Source organism: Granulosicoccus antarcticus IMCC3135, assembly GCF_002215215.1.
GTDB lineage: Bacteria > Pseudomonadota > Gammaproteobacteria > Granulosicoccales > Granulosicoccaceae > Granulosicoccus > Granulosicoccus antarcticus.
Genome location: NZ_CP018632.1, coordinates 4,755,479 through 4,774,863 on the forward strand (window position 1 = coordinate 4,755,479; position 19,385 = coordinate 4,774,863).

At 47.1% G+C, this 19,385-nt stretch carries 13 protein-coding genes; 6 read left to right on the forward strand and 7 right to left on the reverse strand.

The genetic code is table 11. The features are described from left to right. Positions 1-9: 9 nt before the first annotated feature. Together IMCC3135_RS20680 and IMCC3135_RS20690 are read right to left on the reverse strand one after the other, a co-directional pair. Positions 10-1,545: an autotransporter outer membrane beta-barrel domain-containing protein gene (locus tag IMCC3135_RS20680; RefSeq protein ID WP_088919323.1), complete on the reverse strand. Its 1,536-nt coding sequence runs from the start codon at positions 1,543-1,545 to the stop codon at positions 10-12. Between the two features lie 725 nt (positions 1,546-2,270). Then, positions 2,271-3,476: a hypothetical protein gene (locus tag IMCC3135_RS20690; protein ID WP_157736151.1), complete on the reverse strand. Its 1,206-nt coding sequence runs from the start codon at positions 3,474-3,476 to the stop codon at positions 2,271-2,273. A gap of 399 nt (positions 3,477-3,875) precedes the next feature. On the opposite strand from IMCC3135_RS20690, the gene IMCC3135_RS20695 reads away from it, so the two are divergent. Next, complete coding sequence (locus tag IMCC3135_RS20695; RefSeq protein ID WP_169727500.1) at positions 3,876-7,415, forward strand: caspase family protein; 3,540 nt, start codon at positions 3,876-3,878, stop codon at positions 7,413-7,415. A 35-nt stretch (positions 7,416-7,450) separates the two neighbouring features. Here IMCC3135_RS20695 and IMCC3135_RS20700 read toward each other — a convergent pair whose 3' ends face one another. Together IMCC3135_RS20700 and IMCC3135_RS20705 are read right to left on the reverse strand one after the other, a co-directional pair. Beyond that, positions 7,451-8,443 (reverse strand): tetratricopeptide repeat protein, encoded by a 993-nt coding sequence (locus IMCC3135_RS20700; protein WP_088919327.1) that lies wholly within the window; start codon positions 8,441-8,443, stop codon positions 7,451-7,453. A gap of 56 nt (positions 8,444-8,499) precedes the next feature. Further along, complete coding sequence (locus IMCC3135_RS20705) at positions 8,500-9,318, reverse strand: PP2C family protein-serine/threonine phosphatase (protein ID WP_088919328.1); 819 nt, start codon at positions 9,316-9,318, stop codon at positions 8,500-8,502. Between the two features lie 260 nt (positions 9,319-9,578). Between IMCC3135_RS20705 and IMCC3135_RS20710 the strand changes: the two genes are divergently transcribed. After that, entirely contained in the window at positions 9,579-10,406 is an 828-nt protein-coding gene (locus IMCC3135_RS20710) for a DUF4198 domain-containing protein (protein WP_088919329.1), read from the forward strand. 50 nt (positions 10,407-10,456) lie between these two features. Here the strand turns inward: IMCC3135_RS20710 and IMCC3135_RS20715 are convergent, their stop codons facing one another. From IMCC3135_RS20715 to gdhA, 3 genes are all read right to left on the reverse strand, one after another. Then, a complete protein-coding gene (locus IMCC3135_RS20715) occupies positions 10,457-11,452 on the reverse strand; it encodes a hypothetical protein (RefSeq protein WP_157736152.1) in 996 nt (331 codons plus the stop codon). Further along, positions 11,406-12,632, reverse strand: coding sequence for an autotransporter outer membrane beta-barrel domain-containing protein (locus IMCC3135_RS20720; RefSeq protein WP_157736153.1), 1,227 nt, complete (start codon positions 12,630-12,632; stop codon positions 11,406-11,408). The genes IMCC3135_RS20715 and IMCC3135_RS20720 overlap by 47 nt, the downstream gene beginning before the upstream one ends. 83 nt (positions 12,633-12,715) lie before the next feature. Further along, positions 12,716-14,062, reverse strand: coding sequence for an NADP-specific glutamate dehydrogenase (gene gdhA / locus IMCC3135_RS20725; protein WP_088919332.1), 1,347 nt, complete (start codon positions 14,060-14,062; stop codon positions 12,716-12,718). A 452-nt stretch (positions 14,063-14,514) separates the two neighbouring features. Here gdhA and IMCC3135_RS20730 point away from each other — a divergent pair, with 452 nt between their 5' ends. The 4 genes from IMCC3135_RS20730 (at position 14,515) to IMCC3135_RS20745 (ending at position 19,374) form a co-directional block, all read left to right on the forward strand. Then, positions 14,515-15,216: a DUF4331 family protein gene (locus IMCC3135_RS20730; RefSeq protein WP_169727501.1), complete on the forward strand. Its 702-nt coding sequence runs from the start codon at positions 14,515-14,517 to the stop codon at positions 15,214-15,216. Positions 15,217-15,267: 51 nt separating this feature from the next. Next, positions 15,268-15,837, forward strand: coding sequence for a DUF4331 family protein (locus tag IMCC3135_RS20735; RefSeq protein ID WP_088919334.1), 570 nt, complete (start codon positions 15,268-15,270; stop codon positions 15,835-15,837). Positions 15,838-15,946: 109 nt separating this feature from the next. After that, positions 15,947-18,493: a cyclic nucleotide-binding domain-containing protein gene (locus IMCC3135_RS20740; protein WP_088919335.1), complete on the forward strand. Its 2,547-nt coding sequence runs from the start codon at positions 15,947-15,949 to the stop codon at positions 18,491-18,493. Beyond that, entirely contained in the window at positions 18,490-19,374 is an 885-nt protein-coding gene (locus tag IMCC3135_RS20745) for a hypothetical protein (protein WP_088919336.1), read from the forward strand. Before IMCC3135_RS20740 ends, IMCC3135_RS20745 begins: the two co-directional genes overlap by 4 nt. Positions 19,375-19,385: the final 11 nt, after the last annotated feature.

The following is a 19,385-nucleotide window of genomic DNA, read 5'->3' on the forward strand; positions in this document are numbered from 1 at the left end:
AGCTTTTGACTACATGAACTCGAATCTGATGCCTGCTGCGATCGACAGCTCTTTCAAGTCTTCCAGGCTTTGCAGAGAACGAATCTCCGTATAGAGCTGAGTGCCACCTTGCAGAACCGCAGATGCGCCTGCTCCAATGGTGTAGTAATTTCGATCAGGACTGTCGGTCACCACTATCAGCTGTGTGTTCCGAGGATCATGCACATAAGTAGATACGATCTGCCGGCTATCATCATCGAACTCATGAATCAACTCGACGCTTAACTGCGGTGAAATGATTGCCTTTGAAGTGCTGAATGTTTTTGACAATCTGAAGCCGACAGCCCCAGTCAGTGATTCTATGCTTTGCTTATTGACGCTTAACTTCAAGGCAGAGTCGCCCGTCTCCTGATACGCATCCAGATCTACTGACAGCAATGAGATGCGGCCATAGGGTGCAAAGGACAATCCGCCCGATCTGAATTCGTAGCCACCACCAACTCCAAATCTGAATGCCGAACTATCCGTCTCTGCACGCACCGTATCATTCACGCCATCATTGGCTTGAGGATTATCAGGTTGACTATTGTCCGTCGCACCTTCCGCACCGTTGATGACAATTCGACGAGTCATGTCGAAGCTACCTGAACTGAATCCAGCAATCACATCAACGTAGGCAGAATCTGAGAACCACATGCCATAGCCGCTGATGTTGATTTGTTCTGACTCCAGATCACCGCCATCAACGTCGAGCGTTGTATCAAAATCTGTTGTTGACGATGTATAACCAAGATTCACTCCGCCCACGATAGTCGGGGTAATCAAGTAGTCGAATCCCAGGGATAAACCGGTGGAACTTGCTTCAAAACCATCCTCACCTTCTGTTGCATCTTTATCTGATCTGGCTCCAAGCCCATTGACATAAAAGCCAAAAGGGCTGGCCAATGCATCGTCCGCTGCTGCTGCACCGCCAACAAGAGAATCCGTTGCCAGACTACCCGCAGCGATCATGCCCCCTGCTCCTGTCATGTTCGCGCTGCTGAGTTGTAACGATGAAACCCTCGACAGCAAGCTCGACAAACGGCGACCAACAGTCGAAGACTGCCTTGCAACCGATTCGGTGGCCAGACTACCTGCCGCTGCGACCTCTTCAGCTGCGGCATTCTGTACTGCTGCGCCTAATTCGTCAGCTGTTATACCCAGATCTTTAGCCGTACCAGCCGAACCTGGCTCAGCGCCTGCCAGTACATTAGCGGTGTGTACCATCTCCCCGCATTTGTCGAAGAGTACTTGTTGCTGGGCAACATCGTTTCGTGAATTATCAATTCCACCATCAGGATCCTGGCTGGCATTGATAAAGGCACCACAGACTGTTTGTATCGCATCGCCAGTACGCTGTTGCAACTCTGTAAACCCGTCTGTTCTTCCAAGGCTAGTCGAGGGCTCAAAGTCCTGCGCATAGACAAGGCCTCCACCGAGAGTGGTTACGAACAGACAAAATATTGAACCTGTTTTGATGATTCCCGGGGCCAAGTGTAAATCCCGGCTGTACTCGACTCGAATCATACGAATGTTCTCCACTCTTCAATATAGATAGCGTTAGAAAAAGGCGCAGTTATTCAAACACTTGCTACTACCCCATAACCGCACATGATCAGAGCTAATAGTGCAACTCGAATCCATTACGAATTGACTGGCTTTGACGCACTTTCAGGCAATGGAAGCAATGTCACGTTGTTTGGCATTATCAAACACTTTCAAAATATATACAAATGGTCACACTTATGTATTTCCGAATCAAACGGCTCGACAAACAAACTTTATATGGAGCATGAATAAAACGTTTATTCCTATTTTTACAGTCGTTTAGGCAGTTTCCTGCTATCCAATTCATTCAACATTGTTGACTGAAACGTCGAAGCCTGCACTCATAAACTAGCCTAAAGGCGCAACACTCAACGAGGTATTCAAGTGCGTGAGTTCACTGTTTCAAGTGTGAATGTTTTTTGACAGCCTGACGCATATGCTTTGTGCGTCACATTTTCTGGATACACGTTGCCATCATTATCGACACCCTCATCAGAAGTGACAGCTCCTGAGGTCGACAAATTCCAACCTGCCTGACTCAATCATTCCCAGATCACACTTATGACTCACTCGCCTAGACTAAAGGATAAGTTCATTCCATTAGTCGTAGAGAAAGAGTAGGCTCGCCGTTTGCTGACATGTGGAGATAAGCAAGTACATCGCCGCGCTTGCTTTGCCCAATCTGGTCCAGGGCAAAGAATGCTCTAATTCTGTGTCTTGTGTTTAAGCTGAGTAATATTCCTTAGTTCTTCAAGCTCATCTATGACACCCGTTTCACAGGTAATCAATGAGTCTTCGGACGCAATGCCTATTCGTTGTACTGTGGCATCGTTACTTTCTAGCTGTGCTTTCTTGTTGCTCATGACAGGTTTTCGAGGAGCAGTAACGTCAAGTTCTGACTCCATATCGTCAGTAAGCAAGTCAGAACCGGAGATCCCCTGTGATTCATCTGTATGCGGTATGAGCAGAGTGGAATCTGAATCAGCTTCGCTGGCACGCGCTGTCCGCACGATTGTATTACCCTGCTTCGGTGCCAGGTACCGGCTCAATGATTCTTTAGTAACCGACGCGCCCCTATCGTCTATCACCTCATGCTTACTGTTACGCCTACGTTTAAGCATAAATATTATGATCGCCCCGACCACTAAGACCAAAAGCGCCACAATTGTCAGAAGTACAGGAATACCTACCCCCTTCTTGTCTTCCTGCCTCTGTTCAGGCAACAGAATTGAACTGACCGCCGTTGGTTGATCAGAGAGCACTGCGACCGGCAACTCCTGTGTATCACCCGGAAGCGTGAAAGGCAGCACTAAAGAGAGTTGATTGATAGCATCAGATGCATCGCTGAAAGTAATAACCTTGTTGTTCGCAAACCCTTGAATGATTGGACTTAACGCGGATGGCGGAGCATTTTGCGGCACTGCCAGAATAATGGCAATGGACTTACTGGCCGCATCGGGCAACAACACGAGTTCCAACCAGTCAGAATACTTGGCGACCGCATTTGCATCGGCAAGTAAAATATCACTGTTACCAAACACCAGTAACACTCCACCTTCTGTGCTCAGTTCGCTAATGCCTTTCTCGATCCCGACGGCAATATTACTGAATTCACTGGGCTTAACATTGGAAAACACCTGGCTTATTCGTTCCAGATGAGCGTCATCAGCAACAGTCAGGTCTGTACTTCGCTGGAACACCTCATCAAAGATCACGACACCAACGGAGTTTTCATCACCAGCAGCGCCTGCAACTTGTAAGGCTACTTCGTTAGCTGTGCGTAGTGAACTTTCGTCTAGTGCCGCGTCAACAAGTATCTCAACAGAGCTTGCAGCAGCATTGGAACACGGCACCAAAACTCCAAACATGGCACATAGGCAGTACGCCTTTAAATCATAATTGAGTCTCATTCAATAACTCCGTGTTCAACTCCAAGCTACTCTATGGTAGAGGAAAGACACATATTTCATGCTCGGTAATTTTACGCCCAGCTTATTGCCTTATAATTCAACTAACCGAAATATGCTGAACTATCGAGCCATTTTTGACAATTACTTGGTTAAATAATTGACGTATGTCGATTGGCATGAAAGTCTGATTTCTTGCTCTCTATTTATAGTACGTGATACCGTCGATCGAGGTGGAATGATATGTCGAGTATGAGGACTTGTTTATTTTGTCAAAAAATACTTGATGCCCTGTACAAGAGCGGTGTGTTTCTTGTCACGTCAGTCACTGTATTTGTGGTGGGTTGTGCGACCAACGCAGTGCCACCAGATTCCGCCCCCCTCTCGCGAGACGCAGACCGCTTGTTGATTGTAGATTGTCTTTTGCCAGGACAGCTGCGCAGACTGGGACGATCCATCACCTACCTTACCCCTCGCCGCCCGGTCAAGGTTCCGACTTCCGAATGTGAGATCCGCGGTGGTGAATACGTTGCCTACGATCGAGCAAATTTCTCTACATCGTTGAAAATCTGGTTGCCCAAGGCTGAATCGGGCGACCCTGAAGCACAAACTTATGTCGGAGAAATATTCGAAAAAGGTCTGGGATTGCAGGCCGATCCGGTTGTTGCTGCAAGTTGGTATCAAAAAGCTGCCGATCAACGGTTTTCACGCGCTCAAGTAAATCTCGGATATTTATACGAAAGCGGAATCGGTGTGCCGCAAGATCTGGTCAAGGCGATGAACTACTATCGCGAAGCGGCTGGATTCGACGAAGGGAGTCTTGAGTACACAACGGCATTGCAGGTTGCAAATCGAAAACAGCAAACACTCGATCTGGTGTCCCGAGAACAGGATATAGAGCGGCTTAACCAGACTGTTGCACAACTGGAAATAAAAAATACCGAGTTGCGCAATCGACAAGTCGAGCTTCGAACCCAGCAAAACAATATCAATGCCTTGGCCGATGAAACCGCACAACAACGAAAACGCGTACTCGAATTAGGAGTCAGCACCACAAGTTCGACGAGCATCAATCAAAGCAGTGAGAAACTGGTCACAGCTTTGGAACAACTTGATACGCTTAATCTGCAACTCTCCACGACCGAATCTGAAAAGGCAGAACTGCTAGGCAACTTGCGGGAGCAACAAGCAAGCACAGACAGTCTGCGACAGAAATTCAATGCCAGCAACAAGGAATTGAACGCAGCCAACGAAAACCTGTTGGCTCAAAAACAAAAGATATCAAAGCTCGAATCAGCCTCACTCTCAGGTGGAGACAGCTCTGCACAAATGCTTCAGTTGCAAAGCAGACTGACTAATGCACAACAGGCGTTTGAAAAGGAAGCCTCAAAAACAGACAACTTGCAGCGTACACTTGCTCAAAAATCCACGCTGCTACAAAATCAGATAGCCAACGCTGAATCCAGAGAGTTGTCACTCAAAGGCGAGCTTTCTCGCTTGTCCGGAAATGTCGCTGACACACAGCTATCCGCTGCACAATTGAAGAACGAACTAACAGCACAGATCAACACCCGTCAGTCTGAAGTCGAACAGCTCAAACGACAACTCAACAATGCTGTGCGTGAGTTGTCAGTGACACAGGCTGGACTGGAAAACACCCAAGGTCGACTAGGAACACCCAGCCCAGAACTTGCCAGAGCCAACACTGTTCTGCAACAGCAAAACACAGAATTCACTCAACAGATTGCTGCGGCGATACAACTGGAAGAATCCCTGAAAACCGAACTTGACAGACTCGGATCATCACTGGCAGATGAACAGATTGACAAAGCCAGACTGCAGCGTCAAATCACAGCTCAGCTACAGGAACAGACACAACAAGCGCAACAATTACAGAGTCAACTACAACGTTCCAATTCTCAACTGGAGCAAGCCAGAATCCAGATTGAGCAAGGTGGCAAAAGCAATACTTCCCAACCGGCACAATTTGCACAATTGCAGCAGCAGCTAGCTCAACAACAATCGACACTGGCATTGCAAATCGAAGGTACTGAACGACAGCAGAAACAATTACTGTCGGACTTGGAGTTGATGCGTGTTCGTGCAGTTGACTCTGAAGCACAGAATAAGTTGTTAAAGGGAGAGATAGCCCAACAGGAGATGTTGATTGCATCCCTGTCTACAAGGTATGAAGAATCTGTGAGTGCACTCTCTGCCAAGGACAGCAACCTGGGCACCCAGCAAACGCAAATAGCGCAATTGCAAGAGGAGTTGCAACGAGTTCGAGAATCCTCAATCAACTCGACGCTCCTGGCACGAGCTGATAACAAGGATCTTCAAGAGACACTGAATACTGAACGTGAAACTTTTGCAGCACTGCAGCAAGAAGTTGAAAACTTGAGAGGCAAGCAGACGGGCGAATCTCGCACTCTTGAAAACCAACTGGCAGCAGCTGATCAGACAGAAGCATTGCTCAAGCGACAACTTGAGAGCAGTAGTGATGTGGCAGAGAGCCTGCAACAGCAGTTAATGGCTCAACAGCAGCAGTATCAGGCGCAACTCAAAGAGGCAGAGAATGAAGTGGTTGCCGTCAAAGGCGAACTTAACCGTGCTCAAGACGAAAGAATCGATGCGCAATTAAAACTTGCAAGCCTTGAATCCGATCTCGTGCAGCAGCAACAAATGATTTCTACTCAGGAATCTGAAATAAACAAGCTGCAGTCGGAAGTTACCAAGGCCCAGGCTCAGGCCGACAAGCCAGCAATCGAACAAGTACCACAGATTGTAAATGCCGGACCTATTATCGAAATCATCGAACCCGACATCACGATAACCCGTGGTGGTCCCGCTATGAAGATTCTGAGCAATGCCGCAAAGTCATTTGATGTTATTGGTAAAATTTCCCCATCAAATAACATTCTCAGCTTCAAGATCGATAGCACCTCTGTTGATCTTAATGACAATGGCGTATTCAAATACCCAGCTGACGTCTCATCGCCTTCTCTCCGAATGGTCGCTATTGATGATGCAGGTGAACGAACTGATCTGGAGCTGCAACTCTCACAAATGAGAAGTGCGAACACTACCGCCGAACAACCAAGCTCGGATATATCAGGTATAGAGTTTGGCAATTTCCATGCACTCATCATCGGCAACAATCGTTTCGAGAATCTTCAGAACCTCAAGACGGCAGAAAATGACGCCATTGCGGTAGAAGCATTGTTAAGAGAAAAGTACGGGTTCAAGACAAAGTTGCTATTGAATGCCACACGTTACGATATGCTCAGCGCGCTCAACAGCATGCGAGAGAATCTGACCTCTGAGGACAATCTTCTCATCTACTACGCGGGGCATGGCGAGCTTGCGAACGAGACCGGATATTGGCTGCCAGTTGATGCCGAACCCGATAGCGATGTGAACTGGATACCAAACTCCACGATCACCAAGTATGTAGAAACGATAAACGCTAAACATATCATTGTCATCGCGGATTCCTGCTATTCCGGCACGCTTTCCAGAACATCACTATCCCGACTGGGAAAAGGACTAACGACACAACAAAAACATAATTGGTATGAAACGATTGCCAGTGCAAAAGTACGGACGGTATTTACATCTGGGGGCTTGAAACCCGTATTGGATAGCGTCGGTGGTTCATCTCAGCATTCAATATTCTCAGCAGCCTTCCTGAACGAGCTGGAAACATCCGATGAGCCAGTAGTGTCCACCTACAAACTTTTCTTGAGGGTACAGGAGAGAGTGAAGGCAGAAGCCACCCGACTGGGTCTCGAACAAAATCCTCAATACTCACCCATGCAATTTGCAGGACATGAATCTGGAGAATTTCTGTTTATTTCAGATCAGGATAATGTCACTAGCAAGCTCGAAATCCCAACATATCTTGTAGTTAAAGACGCATCCAGGGTTGCTGCGTTGCGTTAGGAAAGGCTTGCGCTTTTGGTGATTAACGCCTGTGTTTATTTCAACTCATATTGGATGTTGAGCGGGATGACTTCCGATGTATCCACAGGCACTTCATACAGCTTTACCTCCCAATCACCCGCAAGAGGCATTGCAGTACCTGAGCGTGATGCCCTGGCACCAACAGTCACCATTGCACTGGAGCTGAGACTCTGATCAGGCATCATCGCCATAGAATCATCAAGTTTGACCGTGGTAGGAAAGTCCGAAATTTGACGACGGGTAACAGCTAGCGGCATAGCTGACTCACCCGCAGCCTGTGCGTAAACATAAACGACATCATCAGGTGAAAATGTACTCGATATTTCTGGGTCAAGCGTAATATATAAACTTAACTCCGGATTGACAGACGTATTATCGCGAGTACTATCCACGTCAGCTACCATGTCATTCGCAGCGTCACTTTCGGACCTTGTGTCAACTCGAGTTACCGAAAACGCTATAGCCGCATCAATTAGCTCAATAGAGTTGCTATCCGGTGGAATTTCGCGTTTTAGCAATTCAAACAGGATGACAGCAGCCTCATCATTTCCAGACTGTTGATTGACCAAAGCCATCATCCATAAGCTCGGCTTGTGTTTATTGTCTATATCAAGTGAACGGCCTAATAGATCGAACGCCTTTCCCGCAAATGAACCGTTGTTCATTGATGCGATGATTTCTGCATGATAGGCAAGTAAATCAGGTTGATCTGGAAACTGCTCCCTTGTGGATTGAATCAACGCGTCTGCCTCTTCGTATTGTTGTTGATCAAACAACACTTTTGCCTGAGACAGTTGCACTTCAAATTCACCTGGCTTTGCCTTCAGGTATTTTTCAAGCTCTTTCTTCAGTTTTATCTGCTCGCGGGAGGCGTAGGAGTCAAACTCACTATCAATATCTGCACTAATTGATGATTCGCTAATTGAATCTGCAGACTGCCCTTCGTGATAAACAACCATCAACAAGGAAAGCACAGAGAGACCTGACAAGAATATTCGTACAGACATGTCTTATTCACACTCAATTGTTGAACACTATTCGATATACCGCAACCAGAGTTCTACTACACGCTTCTGCGTTGCACCGTCTTATCCAGATCTTCTGTTTTATTGAAAGTAGCCGAGGTGCCATCCACCTTAACTATAACAACGGATATATTGTCATTACCTCCGTTTGCGTTTGCAATGGAGATCAACTCATTGCAGGCCATATCAGGTGAATGTCGTATTTTTTGCACAAGAACTTTCTGCAGAAGCTTCGCATCAATCAAATTACTCAGACCATCGGAACATAACAGGAAAACATCTCCTTCGGAAACATTCTCCAGCGTAATATCAGGGAATATGTTTTCCAATAACCCGATTGCCTTGATCAATATATTTTTTGAGGGTGCCGTGCCTTTCTGCCCAGCATCGTACCACTCTTGATACATTGTATGATCACGAGTTAGTTGCTGTAAATCACCTCCTCTAAGTCGGTATAGCCTGCTATCTCCGACGTTAAAAATGACGACCTGCTTCTTGTTTTGCAAGAAATATGCACCAACCAGGGTGGTACCCATCCCCTGACCGAGGTTAGAACCGTTATTGCGATTCTTGGCCAATATCAATTCATTACATGCATTGACGGCATCCAGAACAATGTTGTAGTAGTCTTCTTGCCTGACAGGTTCACGTATATTTTCAGCATGAATCTTGATACGAGACATAAGCTCATCAAGCGTTGACTGGCTTGCAACCTCACCCGACATATGCCCTCCCATGCCATCTGCGATTGCATAGAGATTTGCTTCTGAATCAACGGTCAGCGAATCCTCATTGTGTTTTCGCGCCTGCCCAACATCTGTTACTCCGGCTGCATCCAGTTTTAGCGCTAATTTCATTTAATTATTAACCTTTAATGCTCGCTTACAGTTTCGTTGAACGAAAATGTCCCGTGTCACAAATACTTCTATAATGCCTCGCGCATAATATCAATTTCCAATATTATTGCGACTGCGTGTGTTATATTTTTCACACTTGTCAATTGAATAATTATCACTCTAGCCAGTAAATCTTTCAAGATCATTTTCGGCTGATGTTTGATATTAGATAACGTATAAAGGTTCTCATAATTTTTTAAAGAAGGACAAGCCATTCGTCGATGAACATGTATTTGCGCAACACTATCGCTGGCTGCATCTGGGCGTTAAGCACAGTTCACGCTCAAGCCCATGACTTTTGGATAGAACCAGATTCGTTCACGCCAAATGAAAATCAAGCCGTGGCAATATCCCTGCGCTTTGGAGTGGGTTTCAACGGACAAACCCTGCCCTACGTCAACTCCTTCTTCACCGATTTCAGCCTTACCGATAAAAACAGTCGTTCGCACATCCGATCCAGACAAGGCGATGACCCAGCCGCAACAATAACGGCGACAGCCGGTGCCCAGTTGCTGGGTTACCAGAGTGTCCCCCAGTTTGTAGAATTGAAAGCTGATAAATTTAACCAATATCTTGAAGAGGAAGGAATTGAATATATTCGCGTAGAACGTGAACGTCGGGGAGAAAGCGATTCGCCAGCTCCGGAAAATTTCGTACGTTGCGCCAAAGCACTGATTCAAACTGGCCCTGCAGATCAAGATGTGTATCGAAAAAAACTCGGTTACACACTTGAACTCATTCCACAAAGTGACCCATATCAGCTCGAAAAAGACGATAAACTGCAATTCCAGTTACTCTATAAAGACAAGCCAATCGATGGCTTACAGTTGCAAGCGGTCTCCAAAGCTGATCCAGATAATGTGCAGAAAATTCGTACAGATATGAACGGTAAAGCTAGCGTTAAAATTGATAAATATGGGGTGTGGCTAATAAAGGTTGTGCTTATCCTACCCATTGAACGGAGGCAACAGATCAATAATGAAACAAAATTCGCATTATGGCAAAGTTATTGGGCGAGCTATGTTTTCGAACTCGTTGATGAAAGCTGATTGATTACGTGCCGTAAAGCGATCTTACACAAGCAAGTCTCTAAACAGACTCATGCACACAAATCAAGTTGCTCGACCGATATAGTAGAAGGCATATAAGTGAATACTTCTGGATTAGTTCCAAAACTCAGTAACAGATTACCTTCCGACTCGCCAATGATATAGGTGAATATTCTGAATGGATCATGATACTGACCACCGCCGTCCGAAAACAACGTAAGAAAATTGAAGCCAAAACAACCTTGCTCGGTTCTTCCGTAAAACCTGATCAACCCTTGGCCAGAAAGTTCCACATATTGATCTGATTCAGGAAAAATCCATAATCCTTTCAGTTCCAGCGGAAATTCATCACCAACAACGCCTGATGACCTGATGTAAGCTGGACGAGTAGATAAAGTAGTGGGCCTGTTTTCGGCAGTAAAACTAATTTCATTTCCATAAAACAACTGCCCTCTCTCGACCAGGTATATCGAATAGTCCGCATAGGGTGTGGGGCGTCGGGAAACATCATCTCCAGGCCTGTTGGAACAGCTGCTAATATCATAGTCGACACCGACTTCCCAATCACTTATTTCACAAGTTGCCTGAGTATTGAAGAAAAGCACTGAATCGTCAGAGCGCGGTATTATCGAATAGGTTTTAGTGACGAAATTTATATTACTGACGGTTCCCCTGTCAGGTAGAACATAAGAAAAACTCTCCTCTACGGTACCAGTAGTTTTGGTGTCGAACGCAGCTATAGAACACGTTAAATCAAAATAGCCCGATACCGTCTTGGTAAACTTACCGTTCGTGAGAAATTCGATGGCAGTAGTCAGAGATAAGGAACCACTTGATGAATCACAAGGCGTAATCCAGCTGCCCACAATGGGACTGTTTGCGAGATCGGATGAACCGGTATCACTACTTCCGCCTCCACTACTGCACGACGCCATAAGAAATGGGAAAAGAACGACAATACGCCAGGCACGGTTTAGCAGGCGAGGAAGATCCGGAAACCTAGAACTCATACCGTATACCTGCGCCAAGATAAGTTTCAGAAACATTTTCATAACCGAGTAAAGACTGTAAATTGGCAAACAGCTGTAACCCGCTACGCAATACCGCAGTTGCGCCTCCTCCCAAATAGAAGTAATCAGAGTCGAGTTGACGTTCGGGAAATCGTTGCGCTACCGCAGCATTGGATACAGTTCCCTGACTGAATCCAGCAAGCGAGCCCCTTAGGCTGCTACTGGTATCCTTGAATTCGTGTATCCACTCAAAGTCTCCCTTCAAAGAGACAACGGCCACTGCCGTGCTAATGACATAGGTCGATCCAAATCCGACACCTGTAGTCAAGGATTCAACTTCCTGATCTGTCAAACGTAAAGCGAATCCGCCACCCGAGCCGGGCGCTGGATGCCCCGGTGAATTAGCGAGATCCAGTTGTTCACGATAGCCATCTATACTGACTTGAGCATAAGACAAGCGTGTGTATGGAGAATACTCGAATTGCCTGTATTGTCGCTTGAGACCAGTCGCAAAGCTGGCACGAACCAAATCACTATTAGTTTCGGCAACGATCACTTCATTGACACGATCCAGAAGAATGAAACTATCCTCATCGCGCAATCCATTAACAGTCTGAGCGCGCCTGAAATCAAATTCTCCAGACCCTATACTGACGATACCATCGATGTAATAAGTATCATTTTCATGGATACCATAGAAGGAGAAAACATCAAATGACCCTTCTACATCATTGCTTACAACGTTTACCGATCCGGTTGTGGTGAAATTGTCCTTTGGTGCTGAACAGCCCGACACCTTGCTGGCACCCAACATTACACCAACAAACGACGTTGAAGAAAGAGCATAGTCAATAGACAACGCTGTCGCTGTAGTATCCCAATCAATGCCTGCCCCCGGGTTTATTGATTGCTCATCTCCCGTAGCACCAAACGCACTGACCAAAAGTCCGATTCTGCTGGAGATGCCATCCTCGTCGCCCGCAGCACTACCCGATATATCAGACTCCTGGTTCGACGCGACAATTAACGGATTCTGCCCACTGAGATTGGCTGATCGCCGTTGAAAATTTGTTCCAAACTCGAGTGTTCGTAGCCCCGCAGCGCTGGCCAGATCGATCGTATCCAGATCTGAATTGAACGGTGACAGTGGATCCAGATTTGAATTTTCCGAAAAATCTATTGTAGGGCAGCTAGCAACAGCATCGCTCAGGCTCAAGAACGGCCCTGCGAGCAGTAGAATGGTAACTGATTTCAATTTTCGATATTTTTTCAGAATGATTCTCCGAATTGATTACGCTTCTAGACCACTCCAAACGCCAAAACTGCATCTCCTACTTTCTTGAATCCAGCAATGTTTGCACCTTTGGCATAGTTGCAATAGCCACCTTCATTGCCAGCTTCGTAGCAGCGATCATGAATGCTCAACATGATTTCTCGCAGCATCACACTAAGCTCAGCTCCGCCCCAAGAACGCTTACCTGCGTTCTGACTCATTTCCAGACCAGACATTGCGACGCCACCTGCATTTGCAGCTTTAGCCGGTGCAAACAAGACCTTGGCATCCAGAAAAGCCTTCACGCCTTCAGCAAGCGTAGGCATATTGGCTCCTTCTGAAACCGCCATACACCCATTGGCTATTAACGTCTTTGCATCGTGACCTTCGATTTCATTCTGTGTGGCACAGGGCAGTGCAACATCACAGCTCACTCCCCACGGACGGCTACCTTGATGGAATTCCGCACCGAATTCTTCAGCATATTCGCTGATACGACCGCGTCTGCGTATTTTCAGATCCTTCACCCAATCAATCTTTTCCTGTGTAAAGCCGTTCTTGTCATACACGAATCCGTCGGAATCTGACATCGTCAGAATTTTTGCACCATTCAGCAAAGCCTGTTCGGCAGCATAAGTGGCCACATTACCTGATCCAGATACAAGGACCGTTTTTCCTTCAAGTGAATCGTTTGCAGCCTTCAGCATATCGATCAGGAAGTAGACACAGCCATATCCCGTTGCTTCGGTGCGCATCGCACTACCACCATAATCCAGGCCTTTCCCTGTTAGAACACCTGTAAATTGATTCGTGATGCGCTTGTATTGACCGAACATATACCCGATCTCCTTGCCTCCAACACCAATATCTCCAGCTGGTACATCGATATCCTCGCCAACATGGCGATAGAGTTCAGTCATGAACGATTGACAAAATCGCATGATTTCATGATCAGATTTTCCACGAGGATTAAAGTCCGCCCCACCTTTACCACCCCCCATTGGCAAACCCGTTAGCGAATTTTTGAATGTCTGTTCAAAAGCCAGAAATTTGAGGATGGACTGATTAACCGAAGTATGAAACCTCAGGCCACCTTTGTAAGGACCGATAGCATTGTTATTCTGAATTCGATATCCGCGATTGACCCGTATATTGTTGTTATCGTCATGCCAGCAAACACGAAAGGAAATGATGCGGTCGGGTTCACATAAACGTTCCAGGACCTGTTCTTGTGCGTATATCCTGTGGTCTTGCATCCACGGGATAATGTCGGATGCCACTTCGTGCACTGCCTGATGAAATTCGACTTCACCAGGGTTCCTGCTGATTAACCCGTCCATAAAATGCTCGATATCCGTGGCACGTGTTTGCATCTATTCAGCTCCGTAAGCGGTATCGACATGATCTGGAACAGAATTGCAACTGGCGATTGATACAAACACTCTCGATAAATACAGAGTCAACCAGAGTTGCAAAATACCTGTTTAGAGGCGAATAGATTTATTCCTAATTGGATACTAAATCAACAAGACTTAAGGCTAGTCATCTGCACTGTAAAGCTGGATCACAGGCGTGTACAGTGTGTTACCTCTATTGAAAAATGCCTACAACCATCAGTCTCAGTTCGTATCAGGTAGAAATGGAACTAGTCGACTTTATAGCTAATGCAAATTGCTGCAGCTAAATATTTATGAACAGGAAAGAGTTATGTCGCCTTAGCTTTTATCGGTTGCTTTATTAATCCCATTTTTTAAAGTCATATTGCGATATCACACCGAACAGCATTACAGGAACAGACGTAATTTCCACACAGGAGGAAATGGTAATGACCAAGATTCGATCGAAAGTCTGCATCGTCAAAAAATATTGCATCACCGCAGCATGTTCAACATTGCTTGCATCCGGTGCCGCGTATTCGGCTGACCATGCAGACAGCCCGAACCAGCGAGGCAGCCTGGCTGCGCGCCAAGCCGACATCACTGATGTCTATGCCTTCATGAACCCAAGCGATAGCGATGAGTTGGTACTGATGTTGTTAGTCGCACCAGACGCATCAGGAGTACTTCCCGATAGCGAACCAACCCCTACCTTTGCAAGCGATATTAGCTACAACATCCTCATGCAGAACTACAGTGGTACAACGGCAGGAGATCATTTACGCATCTCTTGTATGTTCACGGACGCGACACCACAGGTTGTCTTCTGTGGACTGGATAGCTTATCGGTGTCGGGTGATGTTGGAACTACCACTGCAACCGAAGGCTTGAGAGTATTCACTGGTATTACTGACGATCCGTTCTTTTTCAATAGCGGTGGCTTGAATGCAACATTCAATGCCGATCCTCCAAGCCCCATGTTTGAGGAAGGAGCTAATCCGGATAGCCCTTTTGTTAATGCTACCGGTCAATTCAATGCCTTTGCCGATCAGAACGTTCTTGCCATCGTTATCGGAGTGGATAGAGACCTGGTTACCAACAATCAGGCAAGCCCGGAGCTCAGATTGTGGGCAGCAACGGCACCAATGTAGTCTGCTGACATTCGTGAACGTAACTCACATCGAATAGCGAGGATACAGAAAATGATCAACAAATCCATATTCAAACTGATTATCGCTGCAACATTGATGACAACGGTAGTTGCCTGCAGTAGCGACGACGATAATGACAATACACCCGGCAACGGAACCGGTGGCAGTGTTGATGAAACAGGTGCCTTACCGGTCATCCTGGATCGCATGGGTCGCCCCGGTGTCAACACGGCATTGATTGCAACTGATGACGACAAAGACGCCTATAACCTTGCAGGAGATCCCGCACAGTGGGCTGGTTCATTCACGGTCGCCATTACCGAGCGCGCCGCAGCCATAGACAGTCTGGACACAGTCGAGGGTAATGCGCTGGCTAGTCCTAGCGCACTTGCCGATTTGTTAGTTGATGACCGACTACGAATTGATACCTCGGTACCGGAGTGCAACAACTATCTTGCACTGGAACTCAGTGTCGGTGGATGCGGAGGCCGAACATTGGAGCGAGATGTCATCGACGACACCCTGCAACAATTGGTAGTTGCGGATACCCCAGTCTCTGACCTTGCCGACAACGACAGTAGTTTCCAGAGTGAATGGCCATTTCTCGGCGTTGCTAACTAACGGAGCAGTTCAATACAATGTGCGGTAGACACATATTAGTGAACGGTGTGTCTGCCCGCACCTTAAAGACCGGGGCTACAGATAACCGGCAAAAGGGGCGTCAAAACACATGAGTAGTCATTATCATATTGCCATCATAGGGTCCGGACCAGCAGGCCTGAGCGCGGCGGCCAGGGCCGCGCAAAAAGATCAGGAGGCCGGTCGAAACGAACCCACCCATGTATTACTTGAAGCTTTTCCGCTTCACGCCAAAACAATTCAGCAGTACCAGAAAGGCAAATACGTGATGGCCGAACCCGGCTATCTGAACTTGCGTAGCGATTGTGAATTTGAACAGGGAACGCGGGAGAACATTCTAGATCACTGGTCGCAAAACCTGACTGATAACAAAGTCAATTGTCTTTATAGCTCAGAGGTTAGCAAGGTTACTGGTGAACAAGGCAATTTCACCATTCAAATCGGCAACGGCACGTCACTGAGCGCCGAAAATATTGTCCTGGCCATTGGCGTTCAAGGGAATCCGAGAAAGCTCGGATCACCCGGATCAGAACATCCGCTGGTGCAATATCAGCTTGACGACCCTGATGAATATCACGGCGAACATATCATCGTTGTCGGTGCGGGCGATGCAGCGATCGAAAACGCTGTTGCACTGACTGCTAACAACAAAGTAAGCATACTCAATAGAAAAGACGAATTCAGTCGAGCAAAAGAAGGCAATCTGAATGGAATTCTCGCTGCAATCAGTGATGAAAAAGTCGCTCTGGAATGTTTTTATTCCTCCAGCGTCAAGCTTGTTGAGCCAGACAGTGACGATCCAAAACTATTGCATGTCACACTGAACACCTCAGAGGGCGAGATAAAAGTTGACGCCCATCGAATCATTGCGCGTCTTGGAGCGATTCCGCAACGCGCCTTTGTGGAATCCATGGGCATCGAGTTTCCCAACAAGAAACCGGAGACTATGCCTGAGCTGGACAATCATTATCAATCCAACGTACCGGGCATCTACATCGTCGGAGCACTCGCCGGATACCCGCTGATCAAGCAAGCGATGAATCAGGGTTACGATGTGGTCGAATTCATCAACGGCAATGAAATAGATCCAGCTGATCACCCTCTTCTCGAATACCGATTTGCCGGTCTGCCATTTCGACTTGATGTCAACGAACAAGTACACCGACTGCAGCAGATTATTCCCATGCTAAGTCAACTCAATTCACTGCAATTTCGAGAACTACTGATTGAAAGCTCAATGATTGCAAGCTACCCGCCTGGATTGGAGCAGAAAGAGGCAGAAACCCGTTTGGCTGAGATTGCAAAGACACTGGGCGGATCAAAAACAGAACTGCGGATTACCGAGTTGTTGAAAGAAGGCGACACCCTCTATGAGCCAGGCCAGTTCGGTACCTCTTTTTACACCATCGTTGCTGGTGAAGTACAAATAGAGAAGTGGCTGGAGACTGGAGAATCCGTCAAATCCACATTGAAGCGCGGCGAGTTTTTTGGCGAGATGAGCCTGCTGTCCGGCCATCCACGACTGGAACGAGCATCTGCTGGTGTTGGGTGCATTCTGATCGAAACACCGCGCCGTATCATGTTGAAGCTCATCAGTTCAAATGAAGAAGTCGCAGCGGGTATTGAATGGCTATTTGTTGTACGAGAGCTACAGCGTCATTTCGCACCTCGCGCCCCCACCAGCGAGTTACGAGCTCTCTCGGCTAATTTGGAAATTCGTCGTATGCAAGCCGGCGAATTCTTGTACGAACAAGGCAGTGAGGAAGAGTGTTTGTATCTGATTAAATCAGGTGGCATCACCCTGTCCAAGAACGTCAATGGAGAAGAGATTTTTATCTCACAAGTCCGCGCCGGCAAGATGGTTGGACAAATTTCTCTGATGGGAGATCCCATTCGCCGACAGAGCGCCGTGGCTACCGTCGTATCCGAAGCCATACGCATTGACCGACAAACATTCAACACTCTAATGCAGCGTAGTGATGCTCCGATCGCTACTCTGCAAGGCTATGTCACCGAACAAATAGCTGTCGATACGCGCATGGAAGTGCGCCCTGAAGCCGCTGCCTCCATGAACTTTCTGATGAAAAATGGCTTGGGTGAAGCAACAAACACTCTGATCATTGATGAATCCCTTTGTGTTGGATGTGATAATTGCGAAAAAGCCTGTGCCGAGACTCATAACGGCATAACTCGACTCGATCGTCGCGAAGGTCCGACATTTGCCAACATCCATATTCCCACCTCATGCCGGCACTGCGAACAGCCACATTGCATGAAAGACTGTCCTCCCAACGCGATTCGTCGCGCTGAGTCGGGGGAAGTATTCATCAATGATTCATGCATCGGTTGTGGCAATTGCCAGATCAACTGCCCTTATGATGTTATCCGCATGGTCAAGCCACCAGCCAAAAAACCAGGGCTAATATCATGGATGCTACTGGGTCTGGGCACCGGACCAGGCGAATCGAAAAACAGTCAGAAAGGTGGAAGTCCAAGCGCAGTAAAAAAGGCCGTGAAGTGCGATGCCTGTGTTGATCTACCCGCTGGACCTGCTTGCGTTAACGCCTGCCCCACTGGCGCTGCCATGCGAATTGGCCCTGCTCAATTCGTGGAACTCGTTGAGGAAAAACAACGATGATTCATACGAGTATTCTTGGATATCGTTCGGCACGCTACCTCTGGGTTACGATTATTCTGATTGCGATCAGTATCGGCATCTATATAAGCCAATCTGGCAGTGATCAACCAGCCAATGGTGGTACTTGGCAAGGCTATACGACCGGCACATTGGGTGCATTATTGATTTTGTGGTTATCACTGCTTGGTGTACGAAAACGGCGCTACCGCTCTCGCACTGGATCGGTTGCAGGCTGGACATCGGCTCACGTGTACCTTGGCACATCAGTAATTATCATAGGCACACTGCACAGTGCTGGCCAGCTAGGCTGGAATATTCACTCATTAGCCTACGTGTTGATGTGCACGGTGGTTGTCAGCGGCTTTTTTGGTATTTACTACTACGTATCCCTACCTGACAAATTACTACTCAATCGCGGTGGACGATCACGAGAGGCCCTGTTTGAAGAGCTACATAAGCTCGATGCGGAGGGACGTTCAGCGGCAGAACTTTGCAGCAGCGATATCACCGTTGGTGCAACTAGCGCCATTGAACGAACGAGTATCGGAGGCGGAGTCGCTGCCCAATTATTGCGCTCTGACAACTCAAACATGAGCGTACCCGTTAACGGCAAACCTAAGATTGTCGAGAACAAGGATCAGGCGCGAGTGCTCACAATGATAGCCGCTCGTATTCCTGATGCACAAAGAAAATCCGAAGTTGAACCGCTAAGCAATCTCATGTCAATCATGGGTCGACGCCAGGCAGTCATCCGCCGCATCGTTCGGGATATTCAACTTCAAGGCTTGTTAAAAGTGTGGCTGTATCTGCACATACCGCTAACGTTTGCGTTACTTGTATCGCTCGTTGCTCACATCATTTCCACCTTTTTGTACTGGTAGGCGTTTATCGA